This is a genomic window from Peribacillus simplex (genome assembly GCF_030123325.1).
Lineage (GTDB): Bacteria > Bacillota > Bacilli > Bacillales > DSM-1321 > Peribacillus > Peribacillus simplex_D.
Genome location: NZ_CP126106.1, coordinates 3,240,275 through 3,264,349, shown reverse-complemented (window position 1 = coordinate 3,264,349; position 24,075 = coordinate 3,240,275). Strand labels below are relative to the sequence as shown.

Annotated in this window: 19 protein-coding genes and 1 riboswitch; of the genes, 15 read left to right on the top strand and 4 right to left on the bottom strand. The window is 38.1% G+C overall.

Going from position 1 to position 24,075, the window contains the following annotated elements; genetic code table 11:
• Positions 1-56: 56 nt before the first annotated feature.
• Positions 57-159, top strand: a riboswitch (SAM riboswitch).
• A gap of 83 nt (positions 160-242) precedes the next feature.
• From mmuP to QNH43_RS15295, 3 genes are all read left to right on the top strand, one after another.
• Positions 243-1,631 carry an S-methylmethionine permease gene (gene mmuP / locus QNH43_RS15305; protein ID WP_283914794.1) on the top strand — a complete coding sequence of 463 codons (1,389 nt, stop codon included), beginning with the start codon at positions 243-245 and terminating at the stop codon, positions 1,629-1,631.
• Positions 1,628-2,593 carry a homocysteine S-methyltransferase gene (mmuM, locus tag QNH43_RS15300; protein WP_283914793.1) on the top strand — a complete coding sequence of 322 codons (966 nt, stop codon included), beginning with the start codon at positions 1,628-1,630 and terminating at the stop codon, positions 2,591-2,593. The genes mmuP and mmuM overlap by 4 nt, the downstream gene beginning before the upstream one ends.
• A 287-nt stretch (positions 2,594-2,880) precedes the next feature.
• A complete protein-coding gene (locus QNH43_RS15295) occupies positions 2,881-3,048 on the top strand; it encodes a hypothetical protein (RefSeq protein WP_283914792.1) in 168 nt (55 codons plus the stop codon).
• Positions 3,049-3,761: 713 nt separating this feature from the next.
• Here QNH43_RS15295 and QNH43_RS15290 read toward each other — a convergent pair.
• On the bottom strand, positions 3,762-4,136 hold the full coding sequence (locus QNH43_RS15290) for a helix-turn-helix domain-containing protein (RefSeq protein ID WP_283914791.1): 375 nt from the start codon (positions 4,134-4,136) through the stop codon (positions 3,762-3,764).
• Between the two features lie 226 nt (positions 4,137-4,362).
• On the opposite strand from QNH43_RS15290, the gene QNH43_RS15285 reads away from it, so the two are divergent.
• From QNH43_RS15285 to QNH43_RS15250, 8 genes are all read left to right on the top strand, one after another.
• Positions 4,363-5,352 carry an asparaginase gene (locus QNH43_RS15285; RefSeq protein ID WP_283918376.1) on the top strand — a complete coding sequence of 330 codons (990 nt, stop codon included), beginning with the start codon at positions 4,363-4,365 and terminating at the stop codon, positions 5,350-5,352.
• Between the two features lie 23 nt (positions 5,353-5,375).
• The gene (gene aspA / locus QNH43_RS15280; protein WP_076369768.1) at positions 5,376-6,806 is read left to right on the top strand and encodes an aspartate ammonia-lyase; all 1,431 of its coding nucleotides are present in this window, start codon (positions 5,376-5,378) and stop codon (positions 6,804-6,806) included.
• Between the two features lie 672 nt (positions 6,807-7,478).
• Positions 7,479-8,009, top strand: coding sequence for a DUF4309 domain-containing protein (locus QNH43_RS15275; RefSeq protein ID WP_283918375.1), 531 nt, complete (start codon positions 7,479-7,481; stop codon positions 8,007-8,009).
• A gap of 539 nt (positions 8,010-8,548) precedes the next feature.
• Positions 8,549-8,992 (top strand): SRPBCC family protein, encoded by a 444-nt coding sequence (locus tag QNH43_RS15270; protein WP_283914790.1) that lies wholly within the window; start codon positions 8,549-8,551, stop codon positions 8,990-8,992.
• Between the two features lie 178 nt (positions 8,993-9,170).
• Positions 9,171-9,434 carry a metal-sensitive transcriptional regulator gene (locus QNH43_RS15265; protein WP_054395644.1) on the top strand — a complete coding sequence of 88 codons (264 nt, stop codon included), beginning with the start codon at positions 9,171-9,173 and terminating at the stop codon, positions 9,432-9,434.
• A gap of 235 nt (positions 9,435-9,669) precedes the next feature.
• Positions 9,670-11,127, top strand: a complete 1,458-nt coding sequence (gene cls / locus QNH43_RS15260) for a cardiolipin synthase (RefSeq protein ID WP_283914789.1) — start codon at positions 9,670-9,672, stop codon at positions 11,125-11,127.
• Positions 11,128-11,497: 370 nt separating this feature from the next.
• A complete protein-coding gene (locus tag QNH43_RS15255; protein ID WP_283914788.1) occupies positions 11,498-12,247 on the top strand; it encodes a (S)-benzoin forming benzil reductase in 750 nt (249 codons plus the stop codon).
• 208 nt (positions 12,248-12,455) lie between these two features.
• Positions 12,456-13,718, top strand: coding sequence for a LysM peptidoglycan-binding domain-containing protein (locus QNH43_RS15250; protein WP_283914787.1), 1,263 nt, complete (start codon positions 12,456-12,458; stop codon positions 13,716-13,718).
• A 204-nt stretch (positions 13,719-13,922) separates the two neighbouring features.
• On the opposite strand, the gene QNH43_RS15245 is transcribed toward QNH43_RS15250, so the two are convergent.
• On the bottom strand, positions 13,923-15,164 hold the full coding sequence (locus QNH43_RS15245) for an MFS transporter (protein ID WP_283914786.1): 1,242 nt from the start codon (positions 15,162-15,164) through the stop codon (positions 13,923-13,925).
• A 218-nt stretch (positions 15,165-15,382) separates the two neighbouring features.
• Between QNH43_RS15245 and QNH43_RS15240 the strand changes: the two genes are divergently transcribed.
• Both QNH43_RS15240 and manA read left to right on the top strand, forming a co-directional pair.
• Positions 15,383-17,098, top strand: coding sequence for an ABC transporter ATP-binding protein (locus QNH43_RS15240; protein WP_283914785.1), 1,716 nt, complete (start codon positions 15,383-15,385; stop codon positions 17,096-17,098).
• A 518-nt stretch (positions 17,099-17,616) separates the two neighbouring features.
• Positions 17,617-18,564, top strand: coding sequence for a mannose-6-phosphate isomerase, class I (manA, locus tag QNH43_RS15235; RefSeq protein ID WP_283914784.1), 948 nt, complete (start codon positions 17,617-17,619; stop codon positions 18,562-18,564).
• Positions 18,565-18,791: 227 nt separating this feature from the next.
• Here manA and QNH43_RS15230 read toward each other — a convergent pair.
• A protein-coding gene (locus tag QNH43_RS15230; protein ID WP_283914783.1) for an IS3 family transposase occupies positions 18,792-20,140 on the bottom strand; the annotation gives its coding sequence in 2 pieces (ribosomal slippage) (positions 18,792-19,696 and positions 19,696-20,140; 1,350 coding nt in all).
• Positions 20,141-20,702: 562 nt separating this feature from the next.
• On the opposite strand from QNH43_RS15230, the gene QNH43_RS15225 reads away from it, so the two are divergent.
• Positions 20,703-21,731, top strand: coding sequence for a mannose-1-phosphate guanylyltransferase (locus QNH43_RS15225; protein ID WP_283914782.1), 1,029 nt, complete (start codon positions 20,703-20,705; stop codon positions 21,729-21,731).
• A gap of 437 nt (positions 21,732-22,168) precedes the next feature.
• Positions 22,169-22,417, top strand: a complete 249-nt coding sequence (locus QNH43_RS15220) for an IS110 family transposase (protein ID WP_283914781.1) — start codon at positions 22,169-22,171, stop codon at positions 22,415-22,417.
• A 659-nt stretch (positions 22,418-23,076) separates the two neighbouring features.
• On the opposite strand, the gene QNH43_RS15215 is transcribed toward QNH43_RS15220, so the two are convergent.
• Complete coding sequence (locus tag QNH43_RS15215) at positions 23,077-24,009, bottom strand: GDP-L-fucose synthase family protein (protein WP_283914780.1); 933 nt, start codon at positions 24,007-24,009, stop codon at positions 23,077-23,079.
• Positions 24,010-24,075 lie beyond the last annotated feature (66 nt).

Genomic DNA, 24,075 nt, shown 5'->3' with positions numbered 1-24,075 from the left:
TTCGAAACAAAACTTGACAATTTTTTCATAGATTGATAAAGTTATAAAAAAATAATTTCTTATCCAGAGAGGTGGAGGGACTGGCCCTATGAAACCTCAGCAACAGGTCTATAATGACACTGTGCTAATTCCAGGGGGTGAAACCTTGATAGATAAGACCGTACGTGTTTATTTGTCAGTAACGCACTCTTTTTTAGAGTGCGTTTTCGTTTTTTCTGGATCCAAGATTAAGGAGAGTAAGAATGGTGAACAAAAAGAAGCATGATTTTCAAAGGCAAATGCAAGCACGGCATATAATAATGCTATCGCTTGGCGGGGTGATTGGAACTGGTTTATTCTTAAGTTCGGGTTATACGATTCAACAGGCTGGCCCATTCGGCACCATCCTTTCGTATCTGATTGGGGCTTTAGTGGTTTATCTAGTCATGCTATGTCTAGGTGAACTGGCAGTACAAATGCCCGAGACAGGTGCGTTTCATAGCTACGCAGCCAAATACATCGGACCAGGGACAGGATATACAGTAGCCTGGTTGTATTGGCTAACCTGGACTGTTGCACTAGGTTCGGAATTTACGGCTGCAGGATTGTTAATGCAGCGATGGTTTCCATCAATTAATGTCTGGATATGGAGTGCTCTATTTGCCATATTGGTCTTGGCTTTAAATGCGTGGACCGTTAAGTTTTTCTCTGAATCCGAATTCTGGTTTGCGTCTATAAAGGTATTTGCTATTGTTATATTTATTATTCTGGGAGCTGCGGCAATGATAGGTTTTATTCCAATAATTCATTCACAATCACCCCCGTTATTTTCCAATTTTACAAGTGCAGGTTTATTTCCGAATGGTGCTTTTGCTATTCTAATGACAATGCTCGCGGTGAATTTCGCGTTTTCTGGAACTGAATTAATCGGAATTGCAGCTGGAGAAACAGTGAATCCAGAAAAAACGATACCAAAGGCAATCCGTATGACATTATGGAGATTGATCATCTTTTTTGTAGGGACCATTGTTGTATTATCCGCATTATTGCCTATTTCGGATGCAAGCGTACTAGAGAGCCCCTTTGTTGCAGTTCTCGAACGAATTGGAGTGCCGTATGCAGCGGATATTATGAACTTTGTTATATTAACTGCCATTTTGTCTGCTGCAAATTCTGGATTATATGCATCATCCAGAATGCTTTGGTCACTTGCGGATAAGAAAACTATATCACCCATATTTGCAAAATTGTCAAAACGGGGTGTTCCGATAAATGCAGTCCTTTGCAGTATGTTGGGAGGTGGTTTAGCCCTTTTCTCGAGTATTATTGCACCGGATACTGTATATATAGTGCTTGTATCCATTTCTGGATTAGCCGTGGTAGTAGTTTGGATGAGTATTAGCGCGTCACAGTTTCTATTTCGCAGACGATTTATAAAAGAAGGAAATTCAGTAAATGATTTGGCTTTTCATACACCATTATATCCACTCATACCAATCGTTTCTTTTATGCTATGTCTTGCTTCTTGCATAGGAATTGCATTTGATCCTACACAACGAATTGCACTATATTGTGGCATTCCTTTTATTTTATTTTGCTATGGAAGTTATTATCTGACACAAACTATAAAGAAAAAGAGGAGTAGAACATGAATAAAAAAATTAGCCCAATTGACGCAATATTACGAGATCATTCAGTCATGATTTTGGACGGGGCTCTAGCTACAGAGCTTGAAAGGCATGGGTGCGATTTGGACGATCCCCTGTGGTCTGCACGTGTATTACTTGAAAATCCAGAAGTGATTTATCAAGTTCACTCTGACTACTTTCGGGCTGGTGCTGATTGTGCGATAACGGCAAGCTACCAAGCAACAGTTGAAGGTTTCGCCCTCCGCGGAATACAAGAGAAAGAGGCTTTGGAACTAATCCGGAAAACGGTTTTACTCGCAAGGAAAGCAAGAGATGAATTTTGGAAGGAAGAAGAATATCAAGCGATTAGACCTAAGCCATTGGTTGCTGCATCAGTTGGACCTTATGGGGCTTACCTTGCAGATGGTTCAGAGTATGTAGGAAACTATGGTGTTTCCGATGAAACTTTAACTGCATTTCATCGCTCGCGAATATCTGCTTTGATTGAAGCCGGTGCTGACATTTTAGCATTTGAAACGATTCCTTCTCTGCAAGAAGCAAAAGTATTACATACATTATTGAAAGATTATCCAGAAGTCTATGCTTGGCTATCCTTTTCATTGAAAAATGAAAAAGCGATTAGTGACGGTACATTGCTTGAGGAGTGTACCAGATTGTTTGGGGATAGTGAGCAAATTGCTGCAATCGGCATCAACTGTGCGCCCATATCAGGTATCACGGAAGCCATACAGGTGTTGCGTTCAAACACGCATAAACCAATTATAGTTTATCCGAATTCTGGTGAAACATATAATCCGGAAACTAAAACCTGGCATGGTGAAGAATCATGTAACAGGTTCGACCTGAAATCTGAAGAATGGCACCATGCAGGGGCACGTTTAATTGGAGGATGTTGCAGAACGGAACCGCATCATATTGCAGACATTTCAAGAAAGTGGAGACCTTCCGTTGTGGTATCCTCCTAACCCTTTTACTGTTAAGCAAACTGTTATAAGGTATGTAAGTAGTAGTAAAACCCTAATAAAAAGAACAGGAAGTGTCATAATTTGACGATTCCTGTTCTTTTTTGCACTAGATCGGGTGTGAAGGAACATCACGGATTGACACATATCCCTTATTTTACAATGAATTTCGGCTGAAATTAAAGGTGAATCCAAACCTGCTGCAAAAACAGGAAAAAGAGAAATTAAATCATATTTTTTGTGTGCTTGGGGAAACTAAACAAATAATGATTAAAAAGGAGAGAATGAGTATGAGTCGTGGTAAAGGTTTTAATCACAAAGAAAAAGGACATCCAGGAAATCTACCCAATAATAGAATTAGCGAAGAGAAGGAACATAGCCGGCAATATGAACAAATCGAGGATATTGTCACACATGAAGCTTTCAAAAATCGGGAAAAAGAAGACGAGATGCCTTGATTTATTGGGAAACGGCATATCGAATGAGACAGTTCTAAACAACCAAGATATTGAGCAATTTTCCATACCTTTAAGGATTTTATAATTTCGCTTTCCGAAAAGAGAAGCACATGAATTAAACGATATACCTTACACTTCATAAGGCTTCCAAAATTCAGCTTCGTTTTTAGCTTTAAAGATGGGACAGCAATGTCCATTTATAAACGGGGGAAAACCATGAGCTTTGCTATGGTTTTTCTTTCATTACAAATAAATCAAGAGGGAAATTCGGGTATTGAACTTAAATAAGCATAGTTGGTGGATAGAAAAAACAGCGGAATTTACTCCTTTTCCCTTGATGGAAAAGGAAGTAAGTTAAAGAAGATAACAGAATAATGATGATGGATGACATTTAATTAGTCTACTTTCTTCTATATATAATTAATAAAACTTAATTTTCTAAACTCGGGGCACTATTAGAATTCCAAAAGCTAATAAGACCAGTAAGTAAGTAAGTAAGTTTTATCTGCCTATTCTCTTGTCATCCAGAAATAATTATGGGTAGCTTCAAAGGGCGAACTTGATGATTAAGCATAACCGACTTATCCTAACTGGTTAAAGCCATGGAATTTTACAGTTTTAAATAAAACATGCCAGTTATATCGTGAATATTATAAGAACCTGATGATGAAGTGTGGTCATTCCAATATACCAAGTCTTATGCACAATGTCTGCTATGTTACATTTTGTTTATCGCGATATATTTCCACTTCTCGTTTAGCTCTAATAAAAGCGATGAATTGAATCGTTTCCTCTTCAGAAAGAGAGATTCCATCGACAGCCAGATTCATATTTGGCGAATCCGTTAATTCCATGACTCGTGGTGACTCTGTGGTAATATCTTTAGATGGATAATCCACTCGACCTAGAATGTAATCAGTGGATGTATCATATAAGCCTGCTAATAAATTAATCGTTTCTAACGAAGGGCGGCGATGGCCCGATTCGTAACCTGCATAGGTACTCTTGGCGATTCCGAGTCTGTCAGCGGTATATTGCAAAGACCACCTTTTGGCCTTCCTTAATGTAGTTAATCTATTTACAATCATTCTTATAACTCTCCTTTTATATAAATCCATTATAACATCAAATTGGAATGAGCGTACGCGTAATGAATGATTTGAGCTTGATTTCACTCTGGAACATGACTATAATAACATGTGGTGTACGCGTAACATGTACATTTATAGCGATAACATTTTTCTAAGAAGATTGAATGATTGTAAGACAGGGAGGTTTTATAGGGGGGGTATATTGGAGAAGTTGAAGTCAAAAATGAAGAAGTTGATGTTAATTACTACAGGTGGTACAATTGCATCGTTAGAAGGAAAAGATGGACTGGTTCCAGAAATGAAAGCTGACGAATTTTTAGGACACCTGCCGGGATTGGATTTACTTTATCAGATTGATAGTAAGCCTTTGATGAATATTGATAGTACAAATATGCAGCCCGAAGATTGGACAGAAATGGCACAATCCATCCATGAGCACTACCATGATTACGATGGCTTTGTGATTACCCATGGAACAGATACAATGGCTTACACTTCAGCTGCGCTCTCGTATATGTTACAAGAGTTAGGGAAACCAATTGTCATTACAGGTTCTCAAATCCCAATTGCCTTTAAAAAGACAGATGCCAAAAGAAATATCTCTGATGCGATTCGGTTTGCTTGTGAAGATATTGGAGGAGTATTTGTTGTTTTTGATGGTAGAGTCATCCAGGGTACTAGGGCCATTAAATTGAGAACTAAAAGCTATGATTCGTTTGAAAGTATAAACTATCCATATATCGCTACCATATTCAAAGATAAAATTGAGTATCTAAAGCCAGTTCATTCACCAAAGAAAAAGGAAGTTAAGTTAGATGCTTCCCTATGTACTGATGTTGCTTTGGTTAAGCTGTATCCCGGTATTAAACCTGAATTCTTTGATTCTCTGAAAAATCAATGTCGGGGAATCGTAATTGAAAGTTATGGAAGCGGTGGTATTCCGTTTCAAGGAAGAAATATTCTAGAAAAATTGAATGAGTTAGTACAGTGTGGAATATCCGTAGTCATTACTACCCAATGTTTGGAAGAAGGGGAAGATATGGATATTTACGAAGTGGGACGAAAAGTGAATAAGAATGTCATCATTCGTTCCGGAAATATGAATACAGAAGCCATCGTTCCTAAGTTGATGTGGATTTTAGCCAAGACACAAGATCCCAAAAAAGTGAAGGAAATGATGGAAACACCGATTGCAGAGGATATTACATTATAGAACAAACAAAGGGGCAAGATGAAATGTTGATAGAAGAGAGAACATACCGCATCGAGAAAGACTTTCTTGGGGAAAAGGAAATTCCGGCAGATGTTTATTATGGAATACAAACTTTACGCGCTGTAGAGAATTTTCCGATTACCGGTTATAAGGTCAATGAAGAAATGATTCGTGCACTAGCCATGATTAAAAAAGCAGCCGCTTTAGCAAATATGGATACCAAACGATTATATGATGGTATTGGAAGCGCTATCGTCAAAGCTTCTGATGAAGTGATCGATGGAAAGTGGCATGAATATTTCATCGTTGACCCAATTCAAGGCGGCGCAGGTACATCAATGAATATGAACATTAATGAAATCGTTGCCAACCGTGCGTTAGAACTCATGGGACACAATAAAGGGGATTATGTACAAGTTAGTCCAAATAGCCATGTTAACATGTCGCAATCAACCAATGACGTATTCCCTACTGCCATTCATTTATCAACACTGAGGCTTTTAGAGCAATTGTTACAAACAATGACCAAGATGAGTACGGTTTTAAAGAAAAAAGCAAAACAATTTGATCATGTTATCAAAATGGGACGCACACATCTTCAGGACGCAGTGCCAATTCGACTCGGTCAAGAATTTGAGGCATACAGCCGCGTGTTGGATCGGGACATAAAACGAATCAGTCAATCACGTCAACATTTATATGAAGTGAATATGGGAGCAACAGCCGTGGGAACGGGATTGAACGCAGATCCTCGTTACATTGAAAATGTTGTTAAATATTTAGCTGAAATCAGTAACTTGCCGCTTGTAGGAGCAGAACATTTAGTAGATGCAACCCAGAATACGGATGCATATACTGAAGTGTCAGCTTCATTGAAAGTATGTATGATGAATATGTCTAAAATTGCTAATGATTTACGTTTGATGGCTTCAGGACCGAGAGCGGGATTAGGAGAAATCACACTTCCAGCACGTCAACCAGGTTCATCCATCATGCCAGGAAAAGTAAATCCAGTAATGCCAGAATTAATTAATCAAGTCGCTTTCCAAGTCATCGGGAACGATAATACGATTTGCTTAGCTTCTGAAGCAGGACAACTTGAGTTGAACGTAATGGAGCCAGTCCTTGTATTCAATTTATTGCAATCAATTAGCATAATGAACAATGCTTTCAATGTCTTTACAGATTATTGTTTAGAAGGCATTGAAGCTAATGAGCAACATTTAAAAGATTATGTCGAACAAAGTGTTGGAGTGATTACAGCAGTCAATCCGCACCTTGGGTACGAAGTGGTTTCACGTATTGCGCGTGAAGCGATATTAAAAGGCAAATCAGTTCGCGAACTTTGTTTACAATATGATGTGTTGACAGAAGAAGAATTGGATCTGATTCTAAATCCTTATGAGATGACAAAACCCGGTATAGCGGGAGCTTCTCTTTTTGATCGGCAATAACCAGTAAATTAGTACAAAACATAAATCTAGATGATTTTTGATGTAATGACTATGCCTTTAGGACCGCTGGTATAAAGGCATAGTCATTAATTATATACATACCAACATGAAATGTTCCCAACCGTCCGTCAACTGATAGTGGGTATTGAAGACTGAATATTCAATTTTTTGGTCGTCATTCAAATCATGGATTATAAAAAACCCATCCCCCTAAAATATCTAATAGCATTAGCAGCTACAAATCCTCTTAAATATCCAAATAAGCCAGTCAGTCCAGCTACAGTGCCTGCACGGCAGCTTTTTTAGGAACTAAATCCAGTGCTCCCAAAATAGCAGCCCTTTTTGTTTTAAAGTCCCTATTTAAGAATGAGTTCTCCAAATCTCCACCATGGTTATCTTTTAAAAATAAACTATCTTCATAAGAAACGATGTGAACGTTTTTTTGTGCCCACTCGGATAAAGAAGGCACCATTGGCGTCAAGTTAAATAGCTTATTATTTCATTTTAAGTTTTTTCTAAAACGAATGGTATGTGTCCAAAGTTCCAATGAATATTAATGGTAAAGGTAAAACCAATTGGAATGATATACGCAATTTTTCATCTTTTTTAAGATATTTAAAAATAATGTAATTAGTCATTTCCATGTGGAAAGGGAGGATAACTTTGAAACAAGTGAATCGTTTTATCCGGAGTGTTACATTTCTAATGCTCGCATTTCTCATTTTTAGTGGGCAGGCTGCTTTTGCGTCATCTTCATTAACATCACAATCCACGCCAGACCTTCTGATTCGGCAGATCATGGGTTTAGCCTATGAATCCCAGCAAACCATTAACAGTGGCCCATTTTCTGTAGGTGATTCGTTGAAGAAAGTGGAAAAAGCCTGGGGTGCACCGGAAGATTTAAGTACCGTTGCGGCCAATTATTGGTCCCATAATATCCGATTCCTCTATGACGGTTCAACAGGTAGAAAAACGATTACCGCCATTGATGATTTTGATCCGCAATTGCAAACCATCCATTTATCCATGTTGAAGGGATTGGTTGGTGAACCTGTAAGTGAAGTGGAGCAAGAAGGGATGTACTATGTCACTTATACCGATTACGCAAATTATAAAGTCGTCTTCGTGTTTGAAAGTGCCTGGATTAACCCTGATCCAAGATTGAATATGTATACGGTTGAATTTGCGTCAGATAATAATTGATTCTGATCCTGATCCTGATCCTGATCCTACTTTATTTAAAGAAAATGAGGAAACCTAAAAAGATACGTAAGAATAATCTTTTCATAAACTCAGACCCAGCAATTAAGCTGGGTCTGAGTTTATAGACCAAAGGGGTTCCATCTGCATTGTTAAGCAAAGTTGATTGGAAAGGAGGGTACGAGACTCCTGCTTAGAAAAGTGCGTCCAAGGGAGACCCCACAGGAGCCAAGAGCGCCGAGGAGGCTCCCGGACCGCCCGCGGAAAGCGAGTGCCTGGAGTGGAAACCAACGCTCATATTTTACACTCCCTCAAAAAAATGTAGGCATTCTAAATTTGTATCAAGTTTGTCTAAAGTCTGAGACCCAGCAATAAAAAAGGATCGTCCCTTTATTGCAGGGGGCGATTCTTTGCTGTATATCTCTAAATGGTTTCTCACCACCGGGAGAATTTTGTTTAAGAATCTGATCTTACCGTTCTATTCAATATTGTTCAGCCATACATTAAAAAGATGTAAAAAGAAAAATTAAGGGGGAACTGCTTTGTCAGAAGGTGTGCATAGTATCATTTTACCTGTTTCAATTAAAACTGTATGGGGATTTGTAAGTAGTATAGATCGTTGGGCACCTCTTGTCCCAGGATATATCAATCATGAGATGGTAAATGAGTGGACACTCATATGGGAGTTTAAAAGCGATTTGGGATTAATGAAGAAGAAAATTAAACTTGAAGTGAAGATATTGGAATGGATTGAACCCGATAAGGTAACATTTAAACTTAAGGGATTAAATGAAAAATTTGATGGGCATGGCTATTTTTTAGCAGAACAGTGCGGAAGTGGACAGACTAAAATGACTGGCTGCCTGGCGATTACGGCAAAAGGAGCCAAAGCCCCTATCGTCAATGCTTTGTTAAAAACCTACGTTCCCCAAATGACGATCGAGTTTTCTGAGGCAGTTGCACAAAGTCTCCTAGTACAAAAATAGAATTACATATTGGAGCTATGATTATTGAATAATATTGACACTTGACAATTATACCTAAGTGGTATGTATTATAAATTGTATGATTTTTATCAAACCTTCATTTCAACTGAATAGGTTTAATGATGGATGTCTGGATAGGATAGGATAAATAAGTAATAGGCAGGGTAGGAGGCCTCACATGGAATATGATAAGCAAGTAAAAAATAGAGTGAAGCGAATTGAAGGACAGCTGCGTGGGATATTGAAAATGATGGAGGAAAACAAAGATTGCAGAGATGTTGTAACGCAGTTATCTGCCACTAGATCTGCAATCGATAGGACAATTGGGGTAATTGTAAGTTCAAATCTTGTAGAATGCGTCCGGGAGGCTAATGAATCCGGAGAAAAGAATCCCGAAGAGCTAGTGAAAGAAGCTGTGAATTTATTAGTGAAAAGCCGATAAGCAATTATATTTATTGTTATTGTTGAATTGGAATTTTTAAGACAAGGATTAAAAACAATCTGACCAATCTGAGAGATCCCAGTGTCAAGGGTGGATGGATTTTTTTAAAATGGGCCTCTACAAGAAGAGGTCCATTTTTGTGAATTCTCTGTTTTCATTTCTGATAAGCAAATCCTTTGATATAAAGAATTTGCATGGTATCCTTAAAGGGATAAAAATTGAGTGAGGGTATACTATGGAATTTACGCATGTTACATCGGTTTTGCTCGGCCTCGTCATCATTCTAAATATTTTATTTGCCACGATTGTCATATTTTTTGAAAGAAGGGAAGCGAGCACGACCTGGGCTTGGTTATTGGTGTTATATTTTCTGCCTGTAGTCGGTTTTATCTTATATCTCCTTTTTGGAACGAGTTTAAGGCACGCCCACTTATTCCAATGGGAGGACAAGAAGAAAATCGGGATTGAAGAAATCCTTGATAAACAAATGGAAGAGCTTTCAACGGATCATTTTCCATTTCGAAATGCTTCTTCAAGTAATTACCGTGATTTGATTTATATGCATCTCCGGAACAATGATGCCGTGCTAACTGAAGATAATCAAGTCGATATTTTTACGGAAGGAAAAAATAAGTTTGAACAGCTTTTTAAAGATATTGAAGCGGCCGAAAACCATATACACATACAATACTACATCATTCAAAAGGACGGCCTGGGTAAACGATTCATTGAGGCTTTGACTAAAAAAGCGAATGAAGGCGTCAAAGTTCGGCTGCTTTATGACGAGCTGGGTTCGAGAGGGATGACTAAAAGTTTCTTCAGGGAATTTAGGCAGGCTGGAGGAAGAGTGGAGGCATTCTTTCCATCCAAATTAAAATTTATAAATTTACGGCTGAATTTCCGTAACCATCGAAAGCTCGTCATCATTGATGGAAAAGTAGGGTATGTTGGAGGCTTTAATGTTGGGGATGAATATTTAGGGCTTAATCCAAAATTCGGTTTTTGGCGTGATACACACCTTCGAATAAAGGGTTCGGCTGTCAAAGCCATTCAAACCCGTTTTATCCTGGATTGGAATCAGGCATCAAAGCACCATGATATAACTTATCAACCTCATTATTTCCCTGTTTTAAAGCCTCAAGGCAATATAGATTTGCAAATAGTGACAAGTGGGCCAGATTCTGAATGGGAACAAATTAAAAATGGCTATATTAAATTAATATCTTCAGCAAAGAAATCGATTCTCATTCAAACACCTTACTTCATACCGGATGCAAGTTTATTGGATGCACTCAGGATTGCCAGCTTATCAGGGTTAGATGTAAAAATCATGATTCCGAATAAACCTGATCACCTTTTCGTTTATTGGGCAACAACTTTCAATGCAGGGCAGTTATTAAGAGCGGGAGCTAAGATATACATCTATGATAACGGCTTTATTCATGCGAAGATGATCGTGGTCGACGAAGAGGTCTCCTCGGTGGGGACAGCTAACATTGATGTCCGAAGTTTTAAATTGAACTTTGAAGTCAATGCCTTCATTTATGATGAAGGAATGGCCGAGACACTGACAAGGATCTTTTATAAGGATGTCGAAGTCTGCAGGCAGCTTACAATTGAAGAGTTTGAAAAGCGTTCAAAATGGATTCGTTTTAAAGAGTCCATTGCAAGGCTGGTATCACCCATATTATAATTTTTAAAGTTGCGGACCATTATTATATAGGGCGCTCAGACTGTAGACAAATTCGCAGAAGACGAGTTTGCCTGCAGTTTTTTGTATTTGAAAAACGTTCCAATCAGCGTTCAAATTTTACAAACCCTCAAAAAAAGTTCTAGCCTGATTTCAGAAATCCGCTCCCATTCGACGGACTGTCAGCTAAGCCTCATCAAAGCAAGCATCTTGCGGGGTCTTGGCTAGCCAGTTTTTCGGCAGGGTGTCGTTAATTTCTTCAATCCAGTAGCAGTAAAAAACCATAAAGTATAACCAAGTCATGGTTCGTGGTAAGACCATTCCGAACTCCATTTTGGTACAATAGTTTATATCCATAAAAGGGGGAAATGCCGTGAAAACGTTTATAATCACAGGAGCTTCAAAAGGTTTAGGTGCTGCCATCGCCAAAGGATGTTTGCGGACGAGTGATCATTGCTTTTTAGTTTCCCGTACAGCCCATCCTGAAATGCAGCGGATTGCTGATAGATCCGGGACGAAACTTACATTTATTTCGATGGACTTGAATGAAACTGAAAAGTTACCTACCTTAGTCAATGAGATTCTTGCTGCTGTCGATGAAGCAAGTGACATTTATTTCATTAATAATGCAGGTGTCATTGAACCGATAAAGCCGGTAGGAAACCTTGGAATAGTAAATTTGGAAACAAGCATGCGGGTGAATTTCATGGCACCCATCGTATTGGCTGATGAATTCGTTAAACAGACAAAGGACTGGAACAGAAAGAAGGTATTGGTCAACATATCTTCAGGAGCAGCAAAAAACCCTTACCATGGCTGGGCAGCCTATTGCAGCACTAAGGCTGGGCTAGAAATGTTCACACGGGTTGCAGGGTTGGAGCAGGATAAAACATCTTTCCCTACGTCTCTCATTTCTTTTTCACCAGGTGTAATGGATACGGAGATGCAAGGGACAATCCGCTCAGCAGACGAACGGGACTTTTCCGATCGAGACAAATTTCATGAATATAAAGAAAAGGGCATGTTAAGAAGCCCCGAATTTGTGGCAGGTAAACTTTTGCAGCTTCTTGAAGCGGAAGATTTGGAGAATGGGAAGTTCTACGATATTAAGAATTTACTTTGAAGTATGGGAGTATGTGAAACGAAAAATCGACTGATGGCTTATAGCTTGCGGTTGTCCCTTAGGACAGCCTCTTTTTTTTAGTGATCCTTCATTCCAGTTAAAATAACATTTAAAAAAGAAGTTATCATCATTAGGAAATGTGATAATGCGTTCTATCCAATTACCTGAATGACATAAACTTTTTTGGAGGGAGTTTGGAGGGTTTTGAATGACGATCGTTATTGTGAAAAAAGGCGACAGTCTTTGGGGAATTGCCACGAAAAATAAAGTTGACCCATCGAAGATAATTGAAGTCAACGGATTGGAATCAACAAATTTGGTTCCTGGCCTGGCATTGTATATTCCTAATGAAAAAGCGGTGAATCGAAGGTATCTAATTAAAAGTCAGGATACCCTTACTAGAATCGGCAGTCGTTTTGGTACAAGTGCAGCGGCAATCTTGGAGGCCAATCCAGGAATCGTTGCAAACTCGCTAAAAGTCGGTACGGAAATGTTGATTCCGTCCCCTTACAAAAATCAATTGATTACGCTGGGTTTTGCCTTCCCGACTTCAGGTGGAGTAGTGTTTGAAACACTTGAGCAGAATGGTGATAAATTATCATATTTAGCCATTGTAGCTTATTCGTTTACAAGGGAAGGAAATGCATACGTTGATGGTGATGATCTCCCTCTTATTGCGAAATGCGAGCAGACAGGTGTGAAGCCGCTACTGATGATCCGGAACTTTCAAGATGGTGATTTTGATGCTGATTTGGCTGGTGATGTCCTTGCCAGTTCAGTATACAGAGCGAATTTAATCAATAGTATGCTGAATTTCGTTAGGGAGAAAGGCTATGGCGGTGTCAGTATGGACATCGAATTCATCCCACCTGCCAGGCGTTCAGATTATGTGCTTTTTTTAAAAGCATTGAAGGAGGGGTTAAACGAACTGATCCTGCATGTGAACGTACATGCAAAAACAGCGGATAATCCTGATAATCGAATTGTAGGTGGACATGATTATCGGGGGATCGGAGAGGCAGCCGACCTTGTTGCCGTGATGACCATTGACTATGGGTATCCAACTGGCCCGCCTGAACCCATTTCCCCACTTTGGTGGATGGGAGAGGTTCTTCGTTATGCTTTGTCGACCATACCTGATTATAAACTGCAGTCGGCATTTCCGATGTATGGATACGATTGGATAGTACCAAGCAACGAGACGAAAGCATTATCAGCTCAAAATGCCCAAAATCTTGCCATTGCAACCGGCACTGAAATAACCTTTGACACTTCAGCGGCTTCACCTACCTATTCTTATCGAAGTGAGAATTCGAACCATGTCGTTTGGTTTGAAGATATTCGATCGATAAGCGCAAAATATGAAATGATTGATGCATTTGAACTGGTAGGTGCAACTTATTGGCAGATTGGTTTGGAATTCCCGCAGAATTGGGCGTTTATAGATAAGAATATCTGGATTATAAAATAGGATGAATGGGTGCCAGATGGTGAAAAGAAGCGCTATATATTTTTTTTCCTTGTTTGGTCGTGCAGCAGCTTTAATCAGGGGCAAGCCAATCACACCAAGCAAGATTTTAAAGAGAGATAATATTCTTCGAAGGGCCTTTGAAACATAAAAAAGGAGCCATGGAAAACCAAGGCTCCTTTTTATTGGTGAATCGAATGGAATGCATCATCTAGGAATATTAGATGACTGACTTGACAGTGATTGATCACATTTTTTCCCTTGTAGGTCCTTCCTTTTAAACATTGCATAAAGGAAGGCAAGGAATATCAGGCTGGAAGAAAATTGGAACGTTGTTTTGACACTGTATGTTTCCGATATATAGCCTAATAGTAAGACAGAGCCGGCAAATGTAAGATTGATGACCGCTCCCCAAACGGCATGAATTTTTGCAAGAGTCTTTTCCGCTGCATGGTCTTGGAATAGCTTGGTGTAGATCACTTCCCGGATTTGTTCTGGCAGACCGTACAGGCATGCCAGCAGCAAAGCCAAAGCTGGAATACTGGTAGTTCCAAAAAGCAGGATCAGCAGTGAACTGAGAAATAGCCCTAAAGTGATGAAGAAGCCAATATATTTTTCTAGTAACCTGGCAAAACGGATGACGATCAATCCACTGACAATCATGCCGACAAAGTAGCTTGTGTTAATGTATCCCCACCACTCCTCACCAAGTTGCAGGTTCTGTTCTACATATAAATAGATAACGGCAGCCACCCACACGCTTGAAGCTAAAGTAGTTATAAAATCAATGGAAATGAGTATACGGATAGTTGGGGTTTGGCGAATCGCAACCCATCCGGATTTAATGGAACCCCAGTTTGTCGGAGCAACAGGGTCCGTCGGTTGTTCAGAGATTTCGATTCTCACTGTATAGATCGTTGAAACGGCAAAAAACATGGCCGTAAGCCAAATGATGATGCTGCTGTTGGTGCTTATCAATAAGACGGAACCTAGTGGCCATCCTGCTACAAAGATGGTCTGGGTGATCACATTCAAGAAACCATTCGCTTTCATCCATTCATCTTTTGGAACCAATTGAGGAACCAAAGCTGCGCTGACCGGGGCAGCGACTCCATCCAATAATGAAATCAAGGCAATGAAGAAAATGACGGCAACAGAAAAACCATGATTGAAACTTGTTATATAGATTCCTAGTAAAACGAGTAAGATGGTTTTCCACCCTTGAGATTGTACAAGGATTCTTTTTAAAGGAAACCTGTCAATGACGAGGGGGGCAAGGAAACTGCTTATAAACCGAAAAATCGTTGTAGTGAACGGAAGCAAACTCAAATAAAAGGCAGATCCCGTCAAGGTATATAATAGTGAAATCAACCCGACTACATAAAATATATCCCCTAGATTTGCAAACGCCTGACCAATCCAAAGGCATTGAAACGATGTGTTTTTCATGAATACCATCCTTTTACGAAAATAAAGTTCATGAATATTTAGAATGGTTATTTTTTACACTGGATTCACTCCTTCATTTAATAGATTGCATGAGCCGGGTTGGGCTGTTTTATATAGATGATTTTACCATAATATGTACTCGAGGGTTCTGAAATGCTTGCTGAATATTGAATATGGAATTATACTCCTTAATATATGTAAAAAAGGAGAAAAATTTGATGATTCGACGTTTTGCTTCATATTACCTGCCGCATAAGCGGTTATTTATTATTGATTTTTTCAGTGCAGTGGTCGTGGCTGTACTTGAACTTGCATTTCCGCTAGCTGTTCAGTGGTTTATAGATACACTGCTGCCTGGCGACGATTGGTCTGCAATTGTTTCGGTAAGTGCCGGTTTGTTCCTCCTTTATATCATTAGTACCTTCTTACAGTTCATCGTAGGGTATTGGGGTCACAAATTGGGTATCAATATTGAGACTGATATGCGTGAGGAATTATTTGAGCATGTGCAAAAACAATCTTTTCGTTTTTTTGATAACACGAAAACCGGCCATATCATGAGCCGCATAACCAATGATCTGTTCGATATTGGTGAACTTGCTCACCATGGTCCTGAAGATTTATTCATTGCCTTCATGACTTTTATAGGTGCATTTTGGATTATGTTGACAATCAATGTGAAATTGGCACTCATATCGGTTTGTATTTTACCGTTCCTCGTTTTTTTAATTGTCATTAGTAATTTAAAGATGAATAAAGCGTGGAAAAAAATGTATACAGAAGTTGCCGACGTAAATGCCCGTGTGGAAGATAGCGTCTCAGGGGTGAGGGTTGTCCAATCCTTTACTAATGAAACATATGAAATGAAAAGGTTTTCTGCTAATAATCGCAAATTCCGTAAAGCGAAACTTCTTGGATATAAGGTAATGTCCCTTAGCTTATCAGGCATTTACATGATGACGAGGTTTATGACCCTTGCCGTGTTGGTGATAGGAGCTTGGCTAACTTTTCATGGGCAGCTCTCTTATGGTGAACTGGTTGCATTCGTCTTATACGTTAACGTATTATTTAAGCCGATCGACAAAATCAGTGCGTTGATGGAACTTTATCCTAAAGGGATGGCCGGCTTTAAACGTTTTACGGAACTTCTGGATATCGCGCCTGATGTCGTGGATAAAAAGGATGCAATTGAGGTAACCGCCCTTTTGGGTGATATTTCCTTTAAAGACGTTTCTTTTAACTATGAAGACAAAAAACCGGTTTTAAAAGGTATTGATCTAACAGTTAAAGCGGGTGAAACCATAGCCTTTGTCGGGCCTTCAGGAGCTGGGAAAACGACCATATGTTCATTGATCCCAAGATTTTATGATGTTAATGCCGGCTCGATTTCCATTGATGGAATTGATATTCGTGAGATGACGAAAAAGTCATTGCGCTCACAAATTGGCATTGTCCAGCAAGACGTGTTTCTATTCACGGGAACCGTAAAAGAGAACATTGCGTACGGAATGCTTGGCGCATCGGATGAACAAATTCAAGAAGCTGCAAGGAAAGCCCATTTGGAGACTTTCATTGAAGGACTTCCAGAAGGCTATGAGACTCAAATAGGTGAACGCGGCTTGAAATTATCGGGGGGACAAAAACAACGGATTGCAATAGCAAGGATGTTTTTAAAAAATCCGCCAATATTAATTCTCGATGAGGCAACCTCTGCACTCGATACCGAGACGGAAAGAATCATTCAGCAGGCTCTTACTGAACTAGCTGAAAACAGAACTACGTTAATCATCGCACACCGTTTGGCAACCATTCGAAACGCTGACAAGATCGTCGTTGTTACGGAAGAAGGAATTGCTGAAGAGGGCGGTCACGATGACTTACTCAAGCAGGGGGGCATTTTTGCCAATCTGCATCAATTACAATTTCAAAAATGATAAAAAGCTATATGTCCTTAAGGACATATAGCTTTTATTAATATGGTGGAGATATTTTTATTACTATCTTTATCTTTTTACACATAAGTTGCTCAACTTATTGATGCTCTTCATATAGGTGAATTGGAACAGTCAGCACTTACCTGTCAGTTGGTCTAGCAAGCTTGTCAACTTGATTGAAACGCATATTAAGCGGGCCATACCGAACTGAATGTCAGTGGATGTAGCATCTTAACAAATCTAATCAGGGTAATCTAGGTTAGGGAAAATATAATATTGTAGCAAACGTTTAGCAGAAAGGACTTGGAGTTGATCCAGGTCTTTTTTCTATTTGGGTGTAATTAAGTGAAGACGGATATGAATTCTTATAGCTTCGTATATTGGCTAACTTTTTTGTGCTACAATTCCGCAGATGCAACGTTACCGATTCTTCAAGTTCTCCATAAAATAATCATATTTAGTAGATGTTTTGGTTGTTTGTAATATTATTAAAAAATATGGAGAGGGTTTGAAGAAGGTTGAAGCACCCAATATTTTTACAACCGGTTTTCAAAGAAAAAATTTGGGGAGGCACTGCGTTACAAGACAAATTTCATTACAACATTCCTTCACAAAATACTGGTGAATGCTGGGCCATTTCTGCCCATCCAAATGGGCAAAGTGTTGTAAGTGCAGGTGAATTTAAAGGCCTTTCCCTAGGAGAACTTTGGGGGAAATACCCTGGGATTTTTGGTGGAATGAAAAAGGGGGATTTTCCACTTTTAACAAAAATTTTAGATGCGAATAATGATTTATCTATACAAGTGCATCCTAACGATGAAAATGCTAATAACAAGGAAAATGGTACGCAGGGTAAAACAGAATGCTGGTATATAATCCACTGCGAAGAAGATTCAGAGATTGTACTTGGGCATAATGCAAATACAAAGGAAGAATTAATAAACATGATTGAAAATAAGCAATGGGACCGTTTGCTTAAAAGAGTAAAAATTAAACCGGGTGACTTTTTCTATGTACCAGCTGGTACGATACATTCTCTTGGTAAAGGAATCCTTGTTTTGGAAATACAACAAAGCTCTGACTCCACTTACCGTGTCTATGATTATGACCGTGTCGACAGTAATGGTAACTTGAGAGAACTACATTTGGATAAAGCGATTGAAGTGACAATAATTCCTCATGAATTAAAAGAAACAGTCTGTATGGTGATAAAAAAAGATGAGGCAGTGATTACAAAATTTATAGATTCAGAGTATTTCTCTGTTTATAAATGGGAAATAAATGGTTCTTTTTCTTATTCACAAAACGAAAGGTTTCAATTAGTAAGTGTAATCGAAGGAAACGGTCAAATTAAGACAGCAGAAGGAACATCTTTAATCAAAAAAGGAGACCACTTTATTCTGCCGTTCGATTTAGGGGATTTTGAAATTAAAGGTAATTTAGAGCTGATCGTTTCATGCCCATAAAAAGTAGTGAAATTGGAGAAGTAAAATATTGCAAAAACCTTAATTATGACTTAATTCAAGCTCAAGGAAAATGAATAATAGATACAAAAGTGGGAGTACTAGAGAAATTGGATTTGTCTTATAAAAAGCAGCATTACTACTATTGTTTCAAAAGCTTATTGTCACCGGATGATAAAATAAGAGAACCAGAACTGAAGTGAACCCAAAAAGTTAGACACTTTATTTAATTAGGCAGCCTTGAGGGCATGAACCCGGTAATCTACCGGGCTCATGCCTTTTAATTTTACCTTGATTCGCTGATGATTGTAGTAATGGATATATTCTTCTAGTTCTTGTTTGAAATGCTCCATGCTTTCAAATTCTTGAAGATAGAGTAATTCGGATTTTAATAAGCCAAAGAAGTTTTCAATGACCGCATTATCGAGACAATTTCCTTTGCGGGACATGCTTTGTGTAATGTTATGTCTTTTCAAATCATGCGAGTATTGTTTCATCTGATAATGCCAGCCCTGATCTGAATGGAGAATGGGTGAATCTTTCGATTCCAAGCGATCAAAGGCTTTATCCAGCATTTTGGAAACGAGCGGATAAACAGGCCGAGATTCGATATTATAGGCGATGATTTCACCATTAAACAAATCAAGAATGGCCGATAAGTATAGTTTCTCCCCAGCTAGATGGAATTCGGTGACGTCTGTCACCCATTTTTCATTGGACTTTGCCGCCTTGAAATCACGTGCTAGAATGTTGGGCGCAATCTTGCCGATGTTCCCTTTGTACGAACGATATTTCTTCATGCGAACCAATGACTTCAATCCTAGTTCATTCATCAATCGGAGAACTGTTTTATGATTGATGCGAGCACCTCGGTTACGTAATTCTAGGGTGATACGCCGATACCCATAACGCCCTTTATGCGTATGGAAAATCTCTTTGATAAGTGATTTAATTTCTGTGTATTTATCCTCACGCCCGAAGGCGTTTACCCAATAATAGTACGTACTCCGTGCCATTTTAGAAATGGATAGAAGCAGATTTAAATCAAATTGTTTCCTTAGTTCATGGACTACTTTCGCTTTTTCTTTCTTTGTAAGGCTTCCTTTTCTTGAACTAAGGCATTCAACTTTTTTAGATAGGCATTCTCTGCACGTAAGTATTCTAATTCGGCAAGAAGTGCTTCTTGAGAGCCATTAGCTGGCGATGTTTTCTTGGTTTCTTTTTTCATGGATAGACGCCCCTTTTTCTTTGGTTTAAGGGCGTCTATACCGCCTTCCTTAAACTGATTTGCCCAATTCAAAAGTGTAGAATCGGAAGGAAGGTTATAGTGTACAGCGGTCTCGTTGATCGATGCCCCATATTCGTTCATATATTTAAGTACCTCTAGTTTAAAGGGCAGAGTGTAATTTGTATAGGATGAAGCAAGTCCTTCCATCCCATGTTTTAGATAGCGAGCGACCCATCTTTTCAGAGGGGATAAACCTACATTTCTTTCTTGTGCAATGGATTTATAGGATTTTTTTCCTTCTAAGTACTCTAAAACTGCATGTAATTTTTCGTCTATCGTATATTTAGTCAAAAAAACTGCACCTCCAATTGTTAGATGTTGTCTAACAATTGGGGTGCAGTTCAAACTTCCAATTCTGTTTTCGGAGATTTGACAAAATCCTCGGTGCTAAGAGGAAAATTATAAATTGTTTAAAGCGGGCCTCTGTCAAAAGGCGTTTAAGGTGTTTGGTTATAACAGATTTAAGACGGTTTACAGTCCCTTCACGAGTGTGAAAAGTGCGTAAAACTTTTTATAAACAACAAGGTACTGTTAAATGATGCAATGCTTATCAAAAGAATTGTTACGATTGTCAGGTTCGATATTAAAAAGAAATACGTGTAGGTACATCTAATTTTTAAGTATCTAAGTTGGTTGCAATTTGCTTGGGGAATATAGGTAGAAATCCAGGTGTATAGTCAAAAAAGATGCAAATTGTTCTAAAAGGGTATTTCATAATGGAAAGCAATTTTGAAATTGATTTAAATAACCAAGCTATGTAAAGGTCATTTGACTATACAATATTTTTCGATAATGCATATTATATAAAATCCATATTTGAGTCTTACTAATAAGAAAATCGAGGTGATGGATCTTGAAAATTGTTATTTTAGCAGGTGGTCAGGGTACACGGTTTTGGCCTTGGAGTGTTAAAAATAGACCAAAACAGTTTTTGACTTTAATGTCTGAACTAACGATGCTACAACAAACATATTATCGATTTAGAAAATGGTTACCACCAGAAAAAATATTCATTGCAACAACTGATGAATACGTTCCTTTAATTAAACAGCAGTTAAATTCTATAAATAACGATCAATTAATAATAGAGCCTATTCAAAGAGATACGGGACCTTGTATTGCTCTTACAGCATTTAATTTTATGAATGATTTTGATGATGAAGCTTTTGCTACAGTTCCTGCAGATCATTATATACCTGATGATAATTCCCTCCCAGAAATATTAACTCTTGCAGAAAAATTAGCAGAGAGAGAGTTTGCAATTGTAACATTAGGTATTAAGCCAACTCGTCCCGAAACGGGATATGGGTATATACAAGCTGAAACTGACGGAATACATTTCAATCAAGCACTCCGGGTAAAAGCTTTTATTGAAAAACCTTGTTTGGAAAAGGCAGAAAAACTGTTGAAAACTGAAAATGTTTATTGGAACAGTGGAATATTTATATGGAAATCCACGACTATTGCTCATTATATGCAAAAGTTCCAACCTGAAATATGGAATGCATTAACCAGAAATAAAGGGATTTTAAGTCGTCATCATTACTCACTTCTCCCTAAAATCTCAGTAGATTGCGCCATTTTGGAAAAAGCAGAGAACATATATATGATCCCTTTGGATTTTGCTTGGGATGATGTAGGAAATTGGAGTGCTTGGGAACGTTTGAATAAAAACCCTACTGACGATAATTTAGTACTTGGAGATGTACATCTATTATCTACCAAAAACTGCATTATAAAATCAGAGGACAGGAAGGCACTAGTAATTGGAGTGGAGGATTTAATTATTGCCTCCACAAAAGACGGGGTGTTAGTCTGTCATAAATCCCAGGAACAGAAAATTAAAGACATCCTTAAAAATATTTCCGATGGGAGAGAGTAATCCGAGAAATCGAAAGAAACCAATTAAATGTATTTTTTTTAAAATAAATCATTATAACCCGGATTGACAAATTTTAAGTAAGAAGTCTAATGTTTGGGTTATTTTTATCTAAAAAAGAACTATTTAATAAAGAATAGCCAAACGAAAAGAGAATGGTGGGGTGATTGGTTTATACTCAAAAGAGCATTTTAAGTTTATTAGCTACAATCCATCCCCAAAAGAAATTTATAAGCTGCTTTTTGTTATAAGAAACTATGGCGGCGTCCTAGCCGCCACCATCTACTACGAAAACCTGCTCGTTACCTCAAATAGAATCTAACCCATTAAACCCTTGACAATAATGGATGATAACTATACAACCAGGTTGAACCTTTTTGGTTGAATCTTAAGGAAGAACCCTTTATATAGAAACTTTTTAAACTTCTACAACAGGACTTTTGGCTTTAAGTGATTGGCTCACTACCCTTCAGGTATCCGATGTTGTGATGGAAAGTACCGGCATCTACTGGAAACCATTATGGAATATACTCGAAGGTTCTTTTCACCTTGTTCTTGTCAATGCCAGGCCAGTCAAAAATGTTCAAAGGCGTAAAACTGATGTGAAAGATACTGAATGGCTTGCCAAGTTTCTAAGATGCGGACTTATTGAAAGCAATTTTGCTCCACCGGGGGATATTCGTGAATAACAAGATCTTACGTTATCGAAAAAATTGATTCATCATCGCACCTCAGAAGACAGAATCGCATACATAAAATTCTTCAAGATTTTCTAATATCCGTTCTATCAGACATTTATGGTGTATCTGGGTGCAGTATCCTTGATGAGATTCTAAAAGGTGAAAAAATAGAGACCGATGGTCTTCGGAAAATGGTGGATGGGTGATCGTTGCGTTACCATTGGGGGCATATGGGTTATTTAGTAGAAACCATAGATGGATTAGAAAAATCAAATCAATCAACTCCTGACCCCATATCATAAGGAAGTCGAATTATTGTAAAGGAATCGAAGGCTTAAAAACTCAACTTTCGACTTTTTATAGATTCAAAGAATGGATATTACAATTTGCAGGCGGAAAGTCCTTTTTAATCCAACAATGCATTAATTGTAAATGATCTAGATAAATGATCTTCCAAAATAAAATTAGGTAATCAAAAAGCCAGTCGCAATGTTAGTATCCATTGTTACTGGCTTGTATCAATGCCACTGGCTGCAGACCGACATCGTTAAGGAATTCGTTCATTATTTTATGGTAAAAAAGGAAAATTAGTAACCTTCCATAAAATAGATTTATTAGAAAAAGGTGGAACGATGTTTTATTTGAGAATTTAAATGAGGTTGTTTTAATTACATGTTTTCAATATACCATTTTATTGTTTCCTTTAGACCAGTATTTAAATCAGTCTGGGCCACAAATCCGAACTTACTCTCAGCTAGTTGAGTATCTAATTTTCTTCTCGGCTGGCCATCAGGTTTACTATGATCCCAAATGATTTCTCCATTAAAGCCAGTTAATTGCTTTATAGTGTTAGCTAATTCCTTAATGGTTATTTCAATCCCTGACCCAATGTTAACTGGGTTTGATTCATCATATTTTTCTGTTGAAAGGACAATTCCTTCTGCTGCATCGGATACAAAAATAAATTCTCTTGTAACATTACCGGTCCCCCATAATGTTATTGACTTATCACCATTCTTTATTGCATCCATACACTTTCTAATAATAGCTGGGATAACATGGGAAGTTTCCAAATCAAAATTATCTGACGGCCCGTATAAATTAACAGGTAGTAAAAAAATACTGTTAAATCCATATTGTTCACGATAAGCTTCAGATTGGACGAGCATCATTTTTTTAGCTAAACCATACGGTGCATTTGTTTCTTCAGGATACCCATCCCAAATGTCGCTTTCCTTAAAAGGGACTGGAGCAAATTTTGGGTAGGAACAAATCGTTCCAATAGCAACAAATTTTTCAACTTTATACAATCGTGATTGTTCAATTAACTGTGTCCCCATTATCAAATTATCGTAGAAAAATTTCCCTGGATTTTTTTTATTTGCGCCAATACCTCCGACTACTGCTGCCAAATGAATGATAATATCTGGATAATAATTTTCTAACATATTCTTGATATCAATTTCATTCCTTAAATCAAAATCTTTGCTTCTTGGAATAAAGATATCTTTACATCCTTTTTTTTTAAGGTTGTTTACGACATGTTGGCCAAGAAAACCGGAACCTCCGGTAACAACAATTCTTTTTTCTTTTAGATTCATCTTTAACCGTCCTTGTATAGTTAATAGATAGGGAATTTTTGTTCAATTGACTACTTGTTTATCCCT